At 75.4% G+C, this 16220-nt stretch carries 15 protein-coding genes and 1 riboswitch; of the genes, 10 read left to right on the forward strand and 5 right to left on the reverse strand.

Annotated features, from left to right (window positions below; all coding sequences use genetic code 11):
- Positions 1-41 precede the first annotated feature (41 nt).
- Positions 42-169, reverse strand: a riboswitch (FMN riboswitch).
- 234 nt (positions 170-403) lie between these two features.
- Positions 404-652 (forward strand): SCO4226 family nickel-binding protein, encoded by a 249-nt coding sequence (locus tag ACZ7RU_RS25475; RefSeq protein ID WP_387751769.1) that lies wholly within the window; start codon positions 404-406, stop codon positions 650-652.
- A 59-nt stretch (positions 653-711) separates the two neighbouring features.
- Here ACZ7RU_RS25475 and ACZ7RU_RS25480 read toward each other — a convergent pair whose 3' ends face one another.
- The gene (locus ACZ7RU_RS25480) at positions 712-1026 is read right to left on the reverse strand and encodes an antibiotic biosynthesis monooxygenase family protein (protein ID WP_470343275.1); all 315 of its coding nucleotides are present in this window, start codon (positions 1024-1026) and stop codon (positions 712-714) included.
- Positions 1027-1171: 145 nt separating this feature from the next.
- Between ACZ7RU_RS25480 and ACZ7RU_RS25485 the strand changes: the two genes are divergently transcribed.
- The 7 genes from ACZ7RU_RS25485 to ACZ7RU_RS25515 all read left to right on the forward strand — a co-directional run bounded on the left by ACZ7RU_RS25485 (position 1172) and on the right by ACZ7RU_RS25515 (position 10355).
- A complete protein-coding gene (locus tag ACZ7RU_RS25485) occupies positions 1172-1867 on the forward strand; it encodes an MSMEG_1061 family FMN-dependent PPOX-type flavoprotein (protein WP_470343276.1) in 696 nt (231 codons plus the stop codon).
- Between the two features lie 178 nt (positions 1868-2045).
- Positions 2046-2459 (forward strand): HIT family protein, encoded by a 414-nt coding sequence (locus tag ACZ7RU_RS25490; protein WP_470343277.1) that lies wholly within the window; start codon positions 2046-2048, stop codon positions 2457-2459.
- A gap of 183 nt (positions 2460-2642) precedes the next feature.
- On the forward strand, positions 2643-3707 hold the full coding sequence (locus tag ACZ7RU_RS25495; protein ID WP_470343278.1) for a serine hydrolase domain-containing protein: 1065 nt from the start codon (positions 2643-2645) through the stop codon (positions 3705-3707).
- Between the two features lie 209 nt (positions 3708-3916).
- Positions 3917-4708, forward strand: coding sequence for a hypothetical protein (locus ACZ7RU_RS25500; RefSeq protein WP_470343279.1), 792 nt, complete (start codon positions 3917-3919; stop codon positions 4706-4708).
- A 132-nt stretch (positions 4709-4840) separates the two neighbouring features.
- Positions 4841-6019, forward strand: a complete 1179-nt coding sequence (locus tag ACZ7RU_RS25505; protein WP_470343280.1) for an alpha/beta hydrolase family protein — start codon at positions 4841-4843, stop codon at positions 6017-6019.
- 134 nt (positions 6020-6153) lie between these two features.
- On the forward strand, positions 6154-9837 hold the full coding sequence (locus ACZ7RU_RS25510; RefSeq protein ID WP_470343281.1) for a SpoIIE family protein phosphatase: 3684 nt from the start codon (positions 6154-6156) through the stop codon (positions 9835-9837).
- Between the two features lie 113 nt (positions 9838-9950).
- Positions 9951-10355, forward strand: a complete 405-nt coding sequence (locus ACZ7RU_RS25515; RefSeq protein ID WP_470343282.1) for a nuclear transport factor 2 family protein — start codon at positions 9951-9953, stop codon at positions 10353-10355.
- Between the two features lie 50 nt (positions 10356-10405).
- Here ACZ7RU_RS25515 and ACZ7RU_RS25520 read toward each other — a convergent pair whose 3' ends face one another.
- The 3 genes from ACZ7RU_RS25520 to ACZ7RU_RS25530 all read right to left on the reverse strand — a co-directional run bounded on the left by ACZ7RU_RS25520 (position 10406) and on the right by ACZ7RU_RS25530 (position 13395).
- Positions 10406-11572 carry an S-adenosylmethionine:tRNA ribosyltransferase-isomerase gene (locus tag ACZ7RU_RS25520; protein ID WP_470343283.1) on the reverse strand — a complete coding sequence of 389 codons (1167 nt, stop codon included), beginning with the start codon at positions 11570-11572 and terminating at the stop codon, positions 10406-10408.
- A complete protein-coding gene (locus ACZ7RU_RS25525) occupies positions 11569-12342 on the reverse strand; it encodes an SDR family oxidoreductase (protein ID WP_470343284.1) in 774 nt (257 codons plus the stop codon). The genes ACZ7RU_RS25520 and ACZ7RU_RS25525 overlap by 4 nt, the downstream gene beginning before the upstream one ends.
- Before the next feature lie 93 nt (positions 12343-12435).
- Complete coding sequence (locus ACZ7RU_RS25530; RefSeq protein WP_470343285.1) at positions 12436-13395, reverse strand: pseudouridine synthase; 960 nt, start codon at positions 13393-13395, stop codon at positions 12436-12438.
- A gap of 210 nt (positions 13396-13605) precedes the next feature.
- On the opposite strand from ACZ7RU_RS25530, the gene ACZ7RU_RS25535 reads away from it, so the two are divergent.
- Both ACZ7RU_RS25535 and ACZ7RU_RS25540 read left to right on the forward strand, forming a co-directional pair.
- Positions 13606-14697, forward strand: coding sequence for a PP2C family protein-serine/threonine phosphatase (locus ACZ7RU_RS25535; protein ID WP_470343286.1), 1092 nt, complete (start codon positions 13606-13608; stop codon positions 14695-14697).
- 122 nt (positions 14698-14819) lie between these two features.
- On the forward strand, positions 14820-15209 hold the full coding sequence (locus tag ACZ7RU_RS25540) for a DUF3224 domain-containing protein (protein ID WP_470343287.1): 390 nt from the start codon (positions 14820-14822) through the stop codon (positions 15207-15209).
- Positions 15210-15245: 36 nt separating this feature from the next.
- On the opposite strand, the gene ACZ7RU_RS25545 is transcribed toward ACZ7RU_RS25540, so the two are convergent.
- A complete protein-coding gene (locus ACZ7RU_RS25545; RefSeq protein ID WP_470343288.1) occupies positions 15246-16085 on the reverse strand; it encodes a poly-gamma-glutamate hydrolase family protein in 840 nt (279 codons plus the stop codon).
- Positions 16086-16220 lie beyond the last annotated feature (135 nt).

Genomic DNA, 16220 nt, shown 5'->3' on the forward strand with positions numbered 1-16220 from the left:
GGCGCCTGCCGATGGACCACGGGTACTGCTCTTCGTCCGCCCGCGCACGCCTCCCATCCGGACTTTAACCGTCGGTCCAGGAATTTCACCTGGTCAACCGGCCGCTGGCTGCGGACGGGTCGCGGACTGTAACCGCCGGTTCGGATTTTCACCGACCCCGGAGTGCGCTGAACGTCACTGCTTTGATGCCGTCATTGTGCCACGGACGGCGCAACGTCAGGGAGACCCCTGCGCTGTGGTCTGTTTCACGGGCCGGCGGGGAATGCGCGGCGCCACCCGGTACTCGCCCGTACCCGGCAGGGCGACGTCCCGGTGGTGGCACGGTGGCGGAGGCGGACGGCGGGGGCGAGGCTGGTAGACGGGGCCCTGCCGGTGACGCACCGAAGCTACGGAGGCGAGGGCGATGGCGAAGTTCATGGACGTCCACCACGGGATGGCCGGGATCACGGTCGAGCAGCTCAGGCAGGCCCACGCGGCCGACCTGGCGATCGAGGGCGAGGAGGGCGTCCACTTCGAGCAGGCGTGGGCGGACCCGGAGTCGGGCACGGTGTACTGCCTCTCCGACGCGCCGTCCAGGGAGGCCGTGCAGCGGGTCCACAGCCGCACCGGGCACCCGGCGGACGAGATCCACCCGGTGCCGTTGTCGGTCTGACGGCCGTTGCCTGTCCGCCGTGCCGGTCTCACGGCACCGGCCGGTATGGGACCCGCGGCTCAGAGCGTGGCGGGTGCGCTGATCTGCAGGAAGTGGGTGACCTCCGGAGGGTGGGCGAGGTAGCTCAGCTCGCCCTCCGACCAGACCGGCCGGATCCGCCACATCGGCCCCGCGTACCCGCGCAGGGCCTCCTCGTCGCGCCAGCGGCTCAGCACCAGCACCCGGTGCCCGTCCTCGGACACCGAGCGCAGCAGCTCGCCGCCGAGGCAGCCGTCGGTCCGGCCGAGTTCCGGGATCACCTGGGCGGCCAGGTGCGCGCAGAACTCCTCGCAGCGACCGGCCAGGACCTGCCCGGCCCAGATTCTGACGATCACGACCACCACCTCCGGCCCGCTGGAGTCCCTGGCCCCATTATCAGCGGAAAACCGCTGGTCGCCAGGGGTACGGCCGGTCCGGGGCCGGAGGGTTCCGAGGCCGTCGGCCGGAGGTGCGCCGAGCGGCCTCGGCTACATTCCCGGTATGACGACCACACCGGAAACTGTCGCTTCGTCAACCACCGCGCCGAACCGGCCGGGCAGTCTGTTCGACGCCCTGCACGCGGGCGCGCTCAGCGACCCCGCCCAGCTGCGCGAGATCTACGAGCAGCCCGGCGACCACGCCCGCCGCAAGCAGGTCGACCGTCTGCACGAGGTCGACCGGCGCCTGATCGCCTGCTCCCCGCTGGTGTTCGTGGCCAGCGCGGACGCCGCCGGGCGCTGCGACGTCTCCCCGCGCGGCGGGCCGGCCGGACTGGTCTCGGTGCTCGACGAGCACACCCTGGCCGTTCCGGACGCCACCGGCAACAAGCGCCTGGACACCCTGCACAACATCCTGGAGACCGGCCGGGTCGGGCTGCTCTTCGTCGTCCCGGGCCGGGACGCCACGCTGCGGGTCAACGGGCGGGCCTGCGTCTCGACCGACCCGGAGCTGCTGCGGCAGCTGACCGCCGTCGGCAAGCCGCCGCGCAGCGCGATCGTGGTCGCCGTCGAGGAGGTGTACGGGCACTGCCCGAAGGCCTTCCTGCGCTCCTCGGCGTGGAAGCCGGAGAACTGGCTCGCCGCGGACGCGCAGCCGAGTTCGGCGGAGGTCACGCTCTCCCACCTGCGGGACGAGTCGCTGACGGTGGAGATCATCGAGCAGCACGAGCGGGAGGCGCTGCTGTACCGGTACGAGTGAGGGACCGGCGGGTGCGGGGGTCCGGCGGGCGCGGGTGCCCGGTGGGGCCGGGGGCCCGGTGGGGCCGGGGGCCCGGTGGGGCTCCGGCGCCGGGGCGGTCGCGCCCGGATGGCAGCCGGTCGGATGACGCCGGGTCCGCGGGGATGCCGGGACGGCCGCCGGTGGTTTGAATGGACGGATGGACTGCGTCTTCTGTGCGGTGGTGGCGGGCGAGGAACCGGCGCACCGGGTGCTGGACGACGAGGTGGCGGTGGCCTTCCTGGACCGTCGGCCGCTGTTCCCCGGGCACGTGCTGGTCGTGCCGCGCGCCCACCACCCGACGCTGGCCGACCTGCCGGCCGGCGCGGTGGGACCGTTCTTCCTCCGGGTGCAGCGGGTGGCGACGGCCGTCGAACGCGGGATGGGCGCGGCGGGCAGCTTCGTGGCGGCGAACAACCGGATCAGCCAGTCGGTGCCGCACCTGCACGTCCACGTGGTGCCGCGCAATCCGAAGGACGGGCTGCGCGGGTTCTTCTGGCCGCGGCGGCGGTACCCGGACGAGGCGGAGGCGGCGGAGGTCGCTGTCCGGCTGCGGGAGGCGCTGGAGGGCTGAGCGGGCATCGGAGGGCTGGACGGGGGTCTCCTGCTCCACGCTTGCCGGGGTCTCCTGCTCCGCGCTTGCCGGCAGGTACCGCTCGGGGCGCAGCGGGCCGTACCTCCGCGGGAGCATCGGCGGGGGTCGATATCGTTTCCCGGGCTGACGATCCCGTGGGTGGGGGCGCCTAGGGTTGCGATCATGAACGAACTCGCCTGCCTCGTGCAGCAGACGGCCGACCGGCTCGCGGGCCGACACGTCGGTGCGGTGGTCGCCGGGCTGGCCGGCGACGCCGTGGAGATCCGCGGTGCCGGGCGGACCGGTCCGGGCGGTGGGGTGCCCGGGCCTCACACACTGTTCGACATAGGCTCCGTCACCAAGGTGTTCACCGCGCTCGCGCTCGCGCGGCTGGCCCTGGACGGCACGGTCCGGTTGGACGAGCCGCTCGCCGAGGTGCTCACCGGCGCCTCGGGCGGTCGGGCGGCCGTCCCGGCCAAGGGCCCGGAGCCGATCACCCTGCGGCACCTCGCCACCCACACCTCGGGGCTCCCCCGGCTGCCCCGGGGCATGGCGGTGCAGGCGCTGCTGTCCCCCAACAAGCCCGATCCGTACGCCGACTGCACCGCCGAGCGGGTGCTCGACGGGCTCGCCCGGACGCGGCTGCGGGCCGCACCCGGGCGGAGCTTCCGCTACTCCAACCTGGGTGCGGGGCTGCTCGGTCTGGCCCTCGCGCAGCGGTCCGGCCTCGGGTACGAGGAGCTGGTGGCGCGCGAGGTCTGCGCGCCGCTGGGGCTGGTGGACACCTGTGTGCGGCCGGACGAGGAGCAGTCCGCGCGGCTGGCGCACGGGCACACGCCGGGCGGTCGGCCGGTGCCGTACTGGAGCTTCGGGGCCCTGCCCGGGATGGGCGGGCTCCGGTCGACCGCCGCCGACCTGGTGGTGTTCCTGCGGGCCCAACTGGCCTCCGGGCGGGAGCCGGAGGCGGCGCTGTCGCCGGCGATCGCCCTCACCCGGGAGACCCGGCACCGGGTCAATCCGTTCGCCTGGGTGCACCTGGGCTGGCTCGGGCACCGGCTGCACACCCAGCAGGGCGGGCACCTCCAGATCTGGCACAACGGGGGCACCGGCGGGTTCAGCTCCTTCGTGGCCTTCGACCCGGAGAAGCAGGTGGGTGTGGTGGTGCTGGCCAACACCCGCCGGTCGGCCGATCCGGCGGGCACGGCGCTGCTGCGCGGCCTCCAGAACGGGTTCGCGACGGTGGGGTGAGGGCGGGCGCCGCCCGGGCCGGGCGGCGCCCGGCCTGTTCGTCCCCACCCCCGGTGCGGACTGCCTCGGCCGGGGCGCGATGATGGCGAGGGCGTTTCGGGCCAAATAGTGCCGATTGGCACTGCCGCCGGGAGCGACGAGCAGACGATGCTGGGATCCGGCGGTCGCGGTTTCCGATGGGGAAGTCCGCCGAGTGGAAGGGGGCCGACATGGCGGTGACGTGGTCGCCGACACGGGTGCGGTCGGCCGGTTCTGCCGGCCCGGCGGGTTCGGCCCGCCCGGACGGCCGGCTCGGCGCGGTGGTGCGGGCGTACCGGCGGTACCGGCCGCTGTCCTGGCCGGCGCGGGTGTGGTTGCACTTCTGCGGCGTGGCCGTCTCCCTGGCGGTCTGCCTGACGCTCGGCGGGTGGTGGCCCGCGCCCGTGCTGGCGGCCGCCGCGGTGGTGGCGGTGAGCGGGTACGAGCGGCTGCGGTCGGCGCCCGGGCTGCGGTCCGTACGGATCCACGAGGGCGGGCTGGTCCTGGTCTCGGCCGACGGCGGCGAGGAGCCGCTGCCCTGGAGCGCCGTGGAGGCCACCGAGTACTCCCCCGGCGGGCCGCGCGGGGAGCACGAGCAGGGGCGAATATGGCGGGCGGGCGCGGACGAGCCGCTGGTGCTGGCGCACCTGCGCGGGCTGGGCGGGCTGTTCCGGGAGCTGGAGGAGCGCCTCTCCCCCGGGCTCCGGGCCGCCCTGCACGAGACGCTGCGCACCGAGGGGAGCGTCCGCTTCGGGCGGGGGCGGCTCACGGTGACGGCCGGCGGGCTGGTGCACCGGCCGGCGCACCCGCTCGCCGCGACGGAGGCCCACCGGTGGACGGAGGTGCTCTCGGCCCGGGCGTCCGCCCTCGGCGAGTTGGAGATCCGGACGCACTCGGCCGGCCTCCCGCTCACCTTCCCGGTGCTCAACGCCCGTGCGGCCGCGGACTTCCTGGAGGACCTCCGGACGGCCGCCGTCGGGTGACCACCGCCGGGCGGCCGCCCGGCGTGTGCGCCCGAGGCCGACCCCTAGGGGGCGGCACGAGCCCTTCCGGAAGGGATCAGTACGCCGCTGAGTGGACGTCAGTCCCCTTTCCCGCGGCCTACGGTCGCGGGCATGAGCCGACTCCGCACGACCGCCGCCGCCGCAGCCCTGCTGCTCGCGCTCCCGCTGTCCGTCGCCACTGCCGCACCGGCCCTCGCCGCTCCGGGCGGCGCGAGCGCCCAGGCCGCCACCCCGGCCGCCGCCCGGGTCGAACTCCCCCGGCCGACCGGGCCGTACGCGGTCGGGCAGGAGGTCCTGCACCTGGTGGACCGCGACCGTCCGGATCCGTGGGTGCCCGCCGCCGGTCCGCGTCAGCTGATGGTCTCGATGTACTACCCCGCGCACGCGGGGACGGGCACCCCCGCCCCGTACATGACGCCCGCCGCCGCCCGGGCGCTGCTGGACGGGAAGCTGCCGGGCAACACCGTCCCGACCGAGGCGGTGTCCGGCACCCGGACCTGGGCGGAGTCCGGGGCGCGTCCGCGGGGCGGCCACTACCCGCTGGTGGTCCTGTCCCCCGGCTTCACCATGCCACGTGCCACGCTCAGCGGCCTCGCCGAGGACCTGACCAGCCACGGCTACGTCGTCGCGGTGGTCGACCACACCTACGAGAACACCGGGACCACCTTCCCCGACGGACGGACGCTCCCCTGCGCCGCGTGCGGCGCGGTCGACGGCCCCGAGGCCGCGGCGCGTCTGGAGGCGGGCCGGGCGAAGGACGTCTCCTTCGTCATCGACCGGCTGACCGATCACCCCCACCCGGCCTGGCGCCACGCCCGGCTGATCGACCCCGCCCGGATCGGCATGGCCGGGCACTCCATCGGTGGCGCCTCCACCGTCCCGGCCCTGCTCACCGACGACCGGATCCGCGCCGGGGCGAACCTGGACGGCACCATGCACTACCTGGTGCCCGAGTCCGGCCTCAGGGGCAAGCCGTACATGATGTTCGGCCACCCGCTGCCCGGCGGCGGCGAGGACCCGACCTGGGTCACCAGCTGGGCCCGGCTGGACGGCTGGAAGCGCCTGCTGACCCTCGACGGCTCCGACCACGGCAGCTTCACCGACCTCCCGCTCTTCATCGACGGGCTCGGCATCCCCAAGGACCCGTCCACCACCATCGGGAGCCTGCGCGCCGCCGCCCTCACCCGGCAGTACGTCGGGGCCTTCTTCGACCTCCACCTCAAGGGCGTCCGGCAACCGCTGCTCGAAGGACCGAGCGCCGCCAACCCGGAGGTGCGCTTCACGCCCTGAGGCCCGACCCGGCAGGGCGGGGCGGGGCGGCCCGTCCGGCAGGGCGGGGCGGCTGCGCCGGCTGGGGGTGCGTGCGAAGATGGCAGGGCTGGTGGGAACGATCTCCGGACGCTTTCTGGGACGGTTCTCTGGCCATGGTGGACGACAACGCGCAGCGCCCGGGGCAGCCCCGGCAGGACGCCCTGCTGATGGTGCCGATCGCCACGGCGCTGATCGACGCCGACGGGCGGATCCTGCACTGGAGCAGTGACGCGGAGGCGTTGCTCGGACACCCCGCGCAGGAGGCGCTGGGCGCGCGGGCCGCGTCGCTGCTGACCACGGACGAACGCCGGCCGGAGGTGCTCCAGCTGTTCCGGCAGATCCTGGCGGGCCGGCCCTGGTCCGGGGTGTTCCCGGTGCGGCACCGGGACGGGCACCTGGTGGACCTGGAGTTCCGCACCCATCCGGTCCGCGGCCCCGGCGACGCCCCGATGGTGCTGGCGGTGGCCTCCGAGGTGACCACGCTGCACCGGCTCCAGGCGGACCTGGCCCTCCTCGACGGGTTCTTCACCCAGTCCCCCGTCGGCATGGCGGTGTTCGACACCGACCTGCGCTTCGTCCGGCTGAACGAGGCGCTGGCGAACGCGAACGGCCTGGCCGTCGGGGATCCGCTGGGCCGGCGGCTCACCGAGGTGCTGCCCAGGATCAACAGCACCGAGGAGGAGGCGGTGATGCGCCGGGTGCTGGAGAGCGGCGAACCGGTGGTGGACGACCTCGCGCACGGCCGCACCCCGGGCGACCCGAACCACGACCACGCCTGGTCGACCTCCTACTTCCGGCTGACGGACCGCGGCGGCCGGGTGCTCGGGGTGTGCGCCACGGTCATCGACATCACCGAGCGGTTCCACGCCGACGCCCGGGCGGCCCGCGCCCAGGAGCGGCTGTCCCTGCTGGTCGACGCGACCGCCTCGATCGGCACCACGCTGGACCTGCGGCAGACCGCCCGGGAGCTGGTCGACGCGATGGTGCCCAGGGTCGCCGACATCAGCGCGGTGTTCGGGCTGGAGGAGCTGGTGGCCGGCCGGAACGTCGAGCCGCCCGCGCCGGACGCCCCGCTGCTGGTGCGCCGCCTCGCGATCTCCACGACCGACTCGCTCTACCCGGCCGAGGCACTGCCGGTGGACGCCGTGTACGAGCTGCCGCCGGACTCCCCGTACACCCGGGCGCTGACCAGCGGGCGCACGATGGTGGTGCCGTCCTGGGAGCTGCCGATGCTGAGCGAGGGCATCAACGAGAGCCGCCGCCAGGCCTACCTCGGCGACCGGCCGCGCTCGGTGCGGATCACCCCGCTGGTGGCACGCGGCACGACGCTCGGCATGGTGGTGTACTCGCGGCGCGGTGCCCGGGAGTCCTTCGCGGCGGCCGACATCACGCTCGGTGACGAGCTGGCCTCGCGGGCGGCCGTCGCGCTCGACAACGCCCGGCTGTACCTGCGCCAGCACCAGACCGTGCTGGCCCGGCAACAGGCGCTGCGCGAGGCGAAGGCCGCGCAGGAGCGCCTGGCACTGGTCAACGCGGCCTCCACCCGGATCGGCACCACGCTCGATCTCGCCCAGACCGCCCAGGAGTTGGCCGAGGTGGCGACGCCCCGGCTGGCCGACACGGTGGTGGTGGAGGTGTTGGAGGAACTGGTCCGCGGCGAGCGCGCGGCGACCGCGCCGGTGGACGGCTCGGCGCTGCTGCGGCGGATGGCCTTCCACTCGGTGCGCGGCTCGACCATGGCGCCGATCGCCCGCACCGGCAACGTGCACCGCTTCCTGCCCGGTTCGCCGTACGCGTGGAGCCTGGCGCACCGCGAGCCGGTGCTGGTGCCGCGGATGGACGAGGAGGGCATGGCCTGGTTCGCCGACGACCCGGTGCGCCAGGCCGCCGTACGGGAGCAGCACGTGCTGTCGTTCATGGTGGTGCCGCTGATCGCGCGCGGCACCCCGGTCGGCGTGGCGGGCTTCTACCGCACCCTGGTCGAGCGCCCGTACGAGGACGACGACGTGGCGCTGGCCGGGGAGTTGGCGGTGCGGGCCGCCGTCTCGATCGACAACGCGCTGCTGTTCACCCGCGAGCGCGACGCGGCCGCCGCCCGGCAGCGGGCGCTGGACGAGGCCTGGGCCGCCCAGCAGCGGCTGTCGCTGCTGAACGAGGCCAGCAACCGGATCGGCACCACGCTCGATCTGCACCGCACCGCCCGGGAGTTGGTGGAGGTGGTGATCCCGCGCTTCGCCGACTTCGTCACCGTGGACCTGCGCGAGGCGGTGCTCAGCGGCGAGGAGCCCGGGGCGGTGCCGCCGGAGGGCCCGGTGCTGATGCGGGCGGTGGCGGTCGGCGAGGGCGGCCCGGACGGCCGCATGCACGAGGCGGCCGACCAGGTGGGCGAGACCTCGCAGTCGGCCAGGCTGTACGCGCAGAGCCTGCGCACCCGGCGCTCGATCCTGGTCGCCGACGTGACCGAGGAGGAGCTGCGCCGGATCGTCGCCTCGCCCGACCGGGTGCAGCCGAGCCTGGACGCGGGGGTGCACTCGTACCTGATGGTGCCGCTGATGGCGCGCGGGCACGTGCTGGGCGGCGCGGAGTTCGTCCGCACCCGCAACCCGGCGCCGTTCGGCCCGGCGGACCGCTCACTGGCCGAGGAGCTGGCCGCCCGCACCGCGCTGGCGATCGACAACGGCCGGCTCTACCGGCGGGAGCGGGACACCGCGCTCACCCTCCAACGCAGCCTGCTCCCCCAGGAGGTGCACCGCGCCCTCGGCCTGGACCTGGCCTACCGCTACCTGCCCAGCAGCGTGGTCAGCGAGGTCGGCGGCGACTGGTTCGACGTGGTGCCGCTGTCCTCCGGACGGGTCGCACTGATCGTCGGCGACGTGATGGGCCACGGCATCCGGGCCGCCGCGACCATGGGGCAACTCCGTACGGTCGCAAGGACGTTGATCACCCTGGAGCTGGACCCGGCACGGGTGCTGTACCGGCTGGACGAGGCGACCGCGACGGTCGGCGAGGGCCAGTTCGCCACCTGCGTCTGCGTGGTGTACGACCCGGTGGACCGCCGCTGCACCGCGGCCAGCGCCGGGCACCTGCCGCCGGTGGTCGCCGACACCGAGGGGCGGGCGCACCTGGTCGAGCTGCCGTCCGGCATCCCGCTGGGCGTCGGCGGAGTCGCCTTCGAGAGCGCCGAGTTCACCCTCCCCGAGGAGGGCATCCTGACGCTCTACACGGACGGGCTGGTCGAGCGCCGGGGCCAGGACCTGGACGAGGGGCTCCAGTTGCTGTGCCGGACCGTCGCCGACCGGCGCGGCTCGCTGGAGCAGACCTGCGACGCCGTGCTGAACCGGCTCACCGAGACCACCGGCGAGGACGACATCGCCGTCATCATGGCGCAGGTCCGCCCCCAGGGCACGGACCGGATCGCCACGCTGCCGCTCACCGGCGACCGCGCGATGGTCGCCCACTCGCGCCGCTTCACCCGCGAGACGCTGGCCGCCTGGGGGCTCGGCGCGCTCGCCGACTGGACCGAGCTGCTCACCAGCGAGCTGATCACCAACGCCCTGGTGCACGCGGGTTCGCCCACCCAGCTGCGGCTGTACTGCGACCGGGTGCTCACCGTCGAGGTCGCCGACCGGGAACCCGAGGTGCCGCGGATCCGCCGCGCCCGCGGCGAGGACGAGGGCGGCCGGGGCATCCACCTGGTCAACGAGCTCGCGCACCGCTGGGGCAGCCGTCGCACCCAGGACGGCAAGGTGGTCTGGTTCGAGCTGGAACTGCCGCCGGGCGCCTCGCCACCTGTGTGAACAACGGACGGTTGTCGGTCCGTCGCCGCGGTTGTTGGCCCGGCGGCCCGCCGCGGCGGTTGTCTGGTGCCACGGCGGGACGGCCCCGCCCGGACGGACCCCAGGAGCCCATCGTGCAGCACCCCGACGCCCGCACCGTCGTCACCGACTACGTCACCCTCATCGCGGCGGGCGAACGCGAGGCCGCGATCGCCCTGTTCGCCGAGGACGCCACCTGGAGCTACCCGGGCAGCCTCGCGCTCTCCCGCACCTGGCGGGGCAGGCAGGAGATCTTCGGCGACTTCCTCGGCCAGGTCGGCACCCTCTTCGCCCCGGACGGCCTGCCGGCCATCACCCTCACCCGCGTGCTCGCCGACGGCCCGCAGGCGGTGGCCGAGTGGACCACCGTCGGCACGGCCGCCAACGGCGCCGCGTACGAGAACCACTGCCTGGGGGTGTTCACGGTGACGGACGGCCTGATCACCGCCGTCCGCGAGTACCTGGACACCGACCACGTGGCGCGGACCCTGCTGGCCTGAGCGGCGCCCGCGCCGGGCCCCGGCCGCCCGCCGCCCGAGGTCGCGCCGGGTCAGTCCGGCAGCAGCAGGTTGACGTCGCCGAACTCGTGCCACAGGTAGCGGTGCCGCACCGCCTCCCGGTAGCAGGCCGCCAGCAGCGGACGGCCCGCGACGGCGGCGAGCATCAGCAGGTGGGAGGCCCGGGGCTCGTGCCAGCCGGTGAGCAGGCCGTCCACGGCCCGCACGCCGCGTCCCGGGGTGACGACCAACTCCGTCCAGCCGTCGGCCTCCCGGACGGTGCCGTCGGGGGCAGCGGAGGACTCCAGGGCGCGGACCACGGTGGTGCCGACCGCGATCACCCGGCCGCCCCCGGCCCGGACGTGGCCGACCAGCCGGGCGGTGGCGGCCGGGACGTGGAAGCGCTCGGCGTACGGGGTCTCGTGGACCTCGGGCGAGGCCACCCCGGTGTGCAGGGTGACCGGCGCGAGGAGCACCCCCCGGCCGGCCAGCCGGGCCACCACCTCGGGGCTGAACGGACGGGCCGCGCTGGGCATTTCGCTGCTGCCGGGAACGGTCGCGAAGACCGTCCGGTAGGCCTCGATCGGCCAGTCCCGGTCCACGTAGCCGTACCGGATCGCCCGTCCGTGCCGCTCCAGGTACGGCAACAGCGGTTCTGGCAGGGCGAGTTCGGCGTACCAGAGGCGGGCGGTCAGGGGCCGGGTCAGCACCGCCGCGCCGGCCGCGGGCAGCGAGACGCGCAGGCCCGGGCGGGCCGGGGACTCCTCCGGCGGGTAGTGGACCGCCGCCTGCCCCGGCACCACCCGGCGCAACTCGACCAGGTGGGCGCCCGATCCGTCCGGCTGGGCGGAGGAGAGGTGCAGCGCGACCGGGGTGCCATCCGGCAGCCGCCCGGACAATGCGGCGGGGACGGTGGCCGAGTTGTTGACCACCAGCAGATCCCCCGGGCGCAGCACCTCGGGCAGGTCGGTGAAGCGGCGGTGCTCGACCACGCCCGTGGCACGCCGGCCGACCAGCATCCGGACACCGTCCCGGGCCGTGCCGCGCGCCTCCGCCGGTGCACGGGCGGAGAGTTCGGGTGGGACGGTGACGTCGAGGTCGGGGGGTTCGAGGTCGGGGGGTGCGGTGTCAGGGGGTGCCGTGTCGACGGGGCCGAGGCCGGTGAGGTGGGACTCGGTGAGGCGGTGTCCGGTGAGACCGGGGCCGGTGGATGCCGTCATCGCCCGCCCCGGTCGGCGGCCGGGACGGCCATGTCCTCGGCGCGGTAGCGCCCGGAGGGCCGGCGGTCGCGGAGCAGGCCGAGCAGGACCGGCGCCACCTGCTCGGGCAGCGGCTCGCCGGAGATGTCCTCGCCGGGGCTGGCCTCCTGGAGCATCCGGGTGCGCATGCTGCCCGGGTCCACCGCCCAGACCCGCAACCGCGGCTCCTCCCGGGCGAGTACGCCGCTGGCGAGGTCCAGGGCGGCCTTGCTGGCGCCGTAGCCGCCCCAGCCGTGGTACGGCACCACGGCGGCGTCGGAGCTGACGTTGAGGACGGCGCCGGCGTGGGCGCGCAGCTGGGGCAGGACGAGCTGGGTGAGGGCGATCGGGGCGAGCACGTTGACCTCGAAGGTCTCCAGCAGGTCCGGCAGCGGGAAGTCGGCCAGCCGGGGCAGCGGCTCCCCGCCGGGGCCGGGCGCGCCGTTGAGCGTTCCGGCGTTGTTGACCAGCAGGCTCGCGCCGCCGAGGCGCTCGGCGGCCTCCGCCAGGTGGGCGCGGTGGTCGTCGTCGACGACGGAGCCGGCCAGGGCGACGACCCTGGTGACGGCGGCCAGGTCGGCCGCGGCGGCGGCGAGTTCGGCCGCGCCCCGGGCGGTGACCACCAGGTGCCAGCCCTCGGCGGCGAGGGCGTGCGCGAGGGCCAGGCCGAGGCCGCGGGAGGCTCCGGTGACGAGCGCGACGGGGGCGGTGTCCTGGGCGGCGGCGTCGCCTGCTTCGGTGTCTGCGTTCATGCCGCAACCATCCCGCCGCCGGGCCCGGCGGCGGATCGGCCGCCGGGACGGGGACCGGCCGGACGTTGGCCCTAGATCGTTCGACGGCCCGTCCTAGGACCTGCTCCCGACGCCCTCCGCCCAGCCCTGCGGGTCGGTCCAGGCGGCCAGCGTGCGGCGGGTCTCGAAGCGGCGCTCGTGGCCGGACAGCGGGTCGGTGAACTCGACCGTCGAGGCGAGCAGCTGCAACGGGCGGCGGAAGTCGTCCGGGGCCGGTTCGGGCAGCACCACCGGGTAGACCGGGTCCCCGAGGATCGGCAGCCCGAGGCCGCTCATGTGCAGCCGCAGCTGGTGGGTGCGCCCGCTCAGCGGCCGCAGCCGGTAGCGGGCCAGGCCGTCGCGGCGCTCCAGCAGGTCGATCCGGCTCTCGCTGTTCGGCGGCGCGTCGATCTCCCGCGCGGCGATCACCCCGCGCTCCTTGACGATGTGGCTGCGCACGGTGCGCGGCAGGCTCAGCCCCGGGTCGTACCCGGCGACCGCCTGGTACTCCTTGCGGACCAGGCGGTCCCGGAACAGCGTCTGGTAGGCGCCGCGGTCCTCCGGACGGACGACGAACATGGCCAGGCCGGCGGTGAGCCGGTCCAGGCGGTGCGCGGGACTGAGCGCGGGCAGGTCGAGGCTGTGCCGCAGCCGGGACAGCGCGGTCTCGGTGACGTGCCGGCCGCGCGGGGTGGTGGCCAGGAAGTGCGGCTTGTCGACCACCACCAGGTGCTCGTCGCGGTGCAGCACGACCAGCTCGAACGGGACGGGCACCTCCTCCGGCAGGTCCCGGTAGAACCACAGGTGCGCGCCGGGGCGGAACGGTTCCGCCGGGGCGACCGGGCCGTGCTCGCCGACGATCTCGCCGTCCCGCAGCGCCGCGTCGATCCGCTCGGCCGGGACGGCGGGCAGCCGGTCCACCAGGTGGTCCCGCACCGTCGGCCAGGGGCCTTCGAGCGGCAGCCGGAGGTGCACCGGGTCCACGCCGTGGCGCTGCGGGAGGGGGGAGGTCGGGCGGCGGCTCTTGCGTCTCATCTCCCGGCCAGCGTAGTGCGCGCCGGCGCACGACCCGCCGCCGAGGTGCTGACCCGGGGCCGGGCAGGGAGAGTGGACCGGAGGCCCTCGCTCCGCCGGGGGCCTCCGACCGTCCGCCGGGCCTCCCGACGGGCCGAGCCGCCGACCCGCCGACCCGCCGACCCGCCGACCGATCGACCCGCCGGACCGACCGGCAGCACTGGAGGACGCGTGACCGCCGACGGCCCGGACGGGGTGCCGCCGCTGCACCTGCCGAGGCGGACCCGGTTGCTGCTCTACGGCGCGCTCCTGCTGCTGGTCGCCGCCGTGGTGGCCGCCCTGGCCATCGGCCCCGGAACCACCCTGGCCCCGCTGCTGGCGGTGGCCCCGGTGCTGGCCGGCGCGACCACCCGGCAGGCCCGGGTGCCGCTGCTGGTCGGCGCGGCGGCGCTGCTCGCCGTCGGGATGCTGGAGTCGGCCAACGCGCAGCTGCCGCTCTCGGTGCGGATCAGCGTGCCGGTCACCGTCCTGGCCTCGACCCTGGCCAGCGCCGCCAGCGTCGTCCTGGTGGCGGCCCGCGAGCGGGAGCTGTTCCAGGTCCGGACGGTCGCCGAGGCGGCCCAGCGGGCCCTGCTGCGGCCGCCGCCGGAGCGGATCGGGCCGCTGCGCCTGGCGGTGCGGTACGTGGCGGCGGCCGCCGAGGCCCGGATCGGCGGCGACCTGTACGCCGTGGTGGAGACCCGCTTCGGGCTGCGGATCCTGCTCGCGGACGTCCAGGGGCACGGCCTCCCGGCCGTGGAGACGGCGGCGGACGTCCTCGGGGTGTTCCGGGAGGCCGCGCGGACCGAGCCCGACCCCGGGCGGCTCGCCGAGCGGCTGGACGCGTCGCTCGCCGCCCGGCAGTCGGACGAGGGCCGGTTCGCCACCGCGCTGCTGCTCGACGTGGCACCGGACCGGGGCCCGGTGCGGCTGGTGAACTGCGGCCACCCGCCGCCGCTGCTGCGCCGGGCGGGCCGGGTGAGCGAGCTGGAGCCGCCGTTCCCGGCGCCGCCACTGGGGCTGCTCGGGCTCACCGGCGACTCGTACCAGGACCGGCGGTTCGATCCGGAGCCGGGCGACGTGCTGCTCCTGCACACCGACGGGGTGTCGGAGGCCCGGGACGCCGAGGGCCGGTTCTACCCGATCGCGGAGCGGCTGCCCGGCCTGCACGGCGGCACCCCGGCGGACCTGCTGGACGACGTGCTGACGGACGTCGGCGGCTGGGTCGGGGACGCCGGGCTGGCCGACGACGCGGCGGTGCTGGCGATCCGCTGGGAGCCCTGACCGGGCCGCGGGCCGCCGGCTGGGACTCGATTGTCAGTGGTGTGTGCAAGGCTCGGTCCGCGGTCGACGGGGAGCCGGCCGCCGGGTGGTCGACGATCGACCGTCGACGAGGGGACGGTGCCGTGGGGAGCGGGGCCGACGGGTCGTTCGAGCTCACCGCGTTCGAACCGGTGGAGACGGAGGAGCGGGAGGGCGCGGCCTTCGGGCGGGTCCGGATCGCCAAGACCTTCACGGGCGGGCTGAGCGGGGCGAGCGAGGTGCGGATGCTCTCCGTCGGGGGCCCCGACGGCGGCCCGGCCTCGTACGTCGCGGTGGAGCACTTCACGGGTGAACTGGACGGGCGCAGGGGCTCGTTCGTCCTCCGGCACGCGGCCTGGGACACCACCGGCACGACGATACGCGTGGTGCCGGGCACCGGCACGGGCGAGCCGGCCGGGATCACCGGGGAGTTCCAGCCGGCCGTCGACGGGCCCGGCACCCACACCTACGTGCTGGAGTACGAGCTGGGCTGACGCCGGCCGCGGCGCGCGCAGCCGGCGCCGGGTCCGTCAGAGGACGGGCTGGGACGCCTCCAGCCGCTGGATCGCGGTCCGGACGGCGGTCGTGAAGCTCCAGAACAGCGGCAGGGTGTTGGTCGCCCGATCGGCGCGGGTGTTCTTGCCGGGGGCGAACATCGCGGTCCGCAGCTCGGTGGTCATCTCCAGCTGGGCGCCCATTCCGAGCAGGCTGCGGTTGCAGATGTTCTCCGTGGAGATTCCCGCGATCTCCTCCTCGCCGGAGGCGGTCACGGCCCGGACGCCCGCCGCCGCGAGCTCCTCCGTCAGGTGCTGGCGGAAGGTGGGGTTCAGGCCACCGACCAGCACGGCCTGGGCACCGGTTTCCAGGCCCGCCTGGGCGGCGGTGCAGCCGTGCAGCGACAGCACGTTGAGGCTGCCGGCGCACATCGCGCGGGCCACGCCGTCGTCGCAGTGGGTCGAGGTGACGTGCAGCTCGCCGTTGCCGGAGGAGCGCAGGCCCTCGAACATCCAGAAGTCGTGCGTCGGCCCAGCGGCCGGGGTCGGGGTGAGGTCCGCGGGGTGGTAGCCGGCGACGGCCAGGCACAGTTCGGAGGTGCCGACCTCGATGCCGCCGCCGTGCGGGGCGATGACGGTGGTCCGGACGATCGGCCCGCGGCTCTGCAGGCTCTGGTCGTCGATCAGGTGCCGGCGGTAGCGGCGGCCGTAGTCCACGCCCTCGACCACGGTCGAGCTGGCGTAGAGGGCCGTGTTGGAGGGGAACAGGTCTCCGGCGGCGCTCGCGGGGGTGCTTCCCGCGACGGCGCCGAGGGTACCGAGTGCCGGGGCCGCGGCGAGCGCGGTGATGAGGGTTCGTCGGTTGATCACGGTCACGGATCATGGCAGGAGGCGGGGGATCGGAAAAGGCCCGGCAACGCCTTGGCCGGATCATGCCACGGGTGGGGACGGCCTGGCCGCGCGACACCGGCTCGACGCAGACGTGCTGCGTCCGCCTGGCGCCCGCTCACG

This window comes from Kitasatospora sp. NPDC114501, from assembly GCF_055633695.1.

What these genes read in the sequence shown, in the direction of transcription:
- ACZ7RU_RS25500 (WP_470343279.1), top strand. Translation starts at nt 3,917, where the DNA reads ATGGCGGTGACGTGGTCGCCGACACGGGTGCGGTCGGCCGGTTCTGCC.
- ACZ7RU_RS25525 (WP_470343284.1), bottom strand. Translation starts at nt 12,342, where the DNA reads ATGAACGCAGACACCGAAGCAGGCGACGCCGCCGCCCAGGACACCGCC.
- ACZ7RU_RS25520 (WP_470343283.1), bottom strand. Translation starts at nt 11,572, where the DNA reads ATGACGGCATCCACCGGCCCCGGTCTCACCGGACACCGCCTCACCGAG.
- ACZ7RU_RS25485 (WP_470343276.1), top strand. Translation starts at nt 1,172, where the DNA reads ATGACGACCACACCGGAAACTGTCGCTTCGTCAACCACCGCGCCGAAC.
- ACZ7RU_RS25475 (WP_387751769.1), top strand. Translation starts at nt 404, where the DNA reads ATGGCGAAGTTCATGGACGTCCACCACGGGATGGCCGGGATCACGGTC.
- ACZ7RU_RS25495 (WP_470343278.1), top strand. Translation starts at nt 2,643, where the DNA reads ATGAACGAACTCGCCTGCCTCGTGCAGCAGACGGCCGACCGGCTCGCG.
- ACZ7RU_RS25490 (WP_470343277.1), top strand. Translation starts at nt 2,046, where the DNA reads ATGGACTGCGTCTTCTGTGCGGTGGTGGCGGGCGAGGAACCGGCGCAC.
- ACZ7RU_RS25505 (WP_470343280.1), top strand. Translation starts at nt 4,841, where the DNA reads ATGAGCCGACTCCGCACGACCGCCGCCGCCGCAGCCCTGCTGCTCGCG.
- ACZ7RU_RS25530 (WP_470343285.1), bottom strand. Translation starts at nt 13,395, where the DNA reads ATGAGACGCAAGAGCCGCCGCCCGACCTCCCCCCTCCCGCAGCGCCAC.
- ACZ7RU_RS25510 (WP_470343281.1), top strand. Translation starts at nt 6,154, where the DNA reads ATGGTGGACGACAACGCGCAGCGCCCGGGGCAGCCCCGGCAGGACGCC.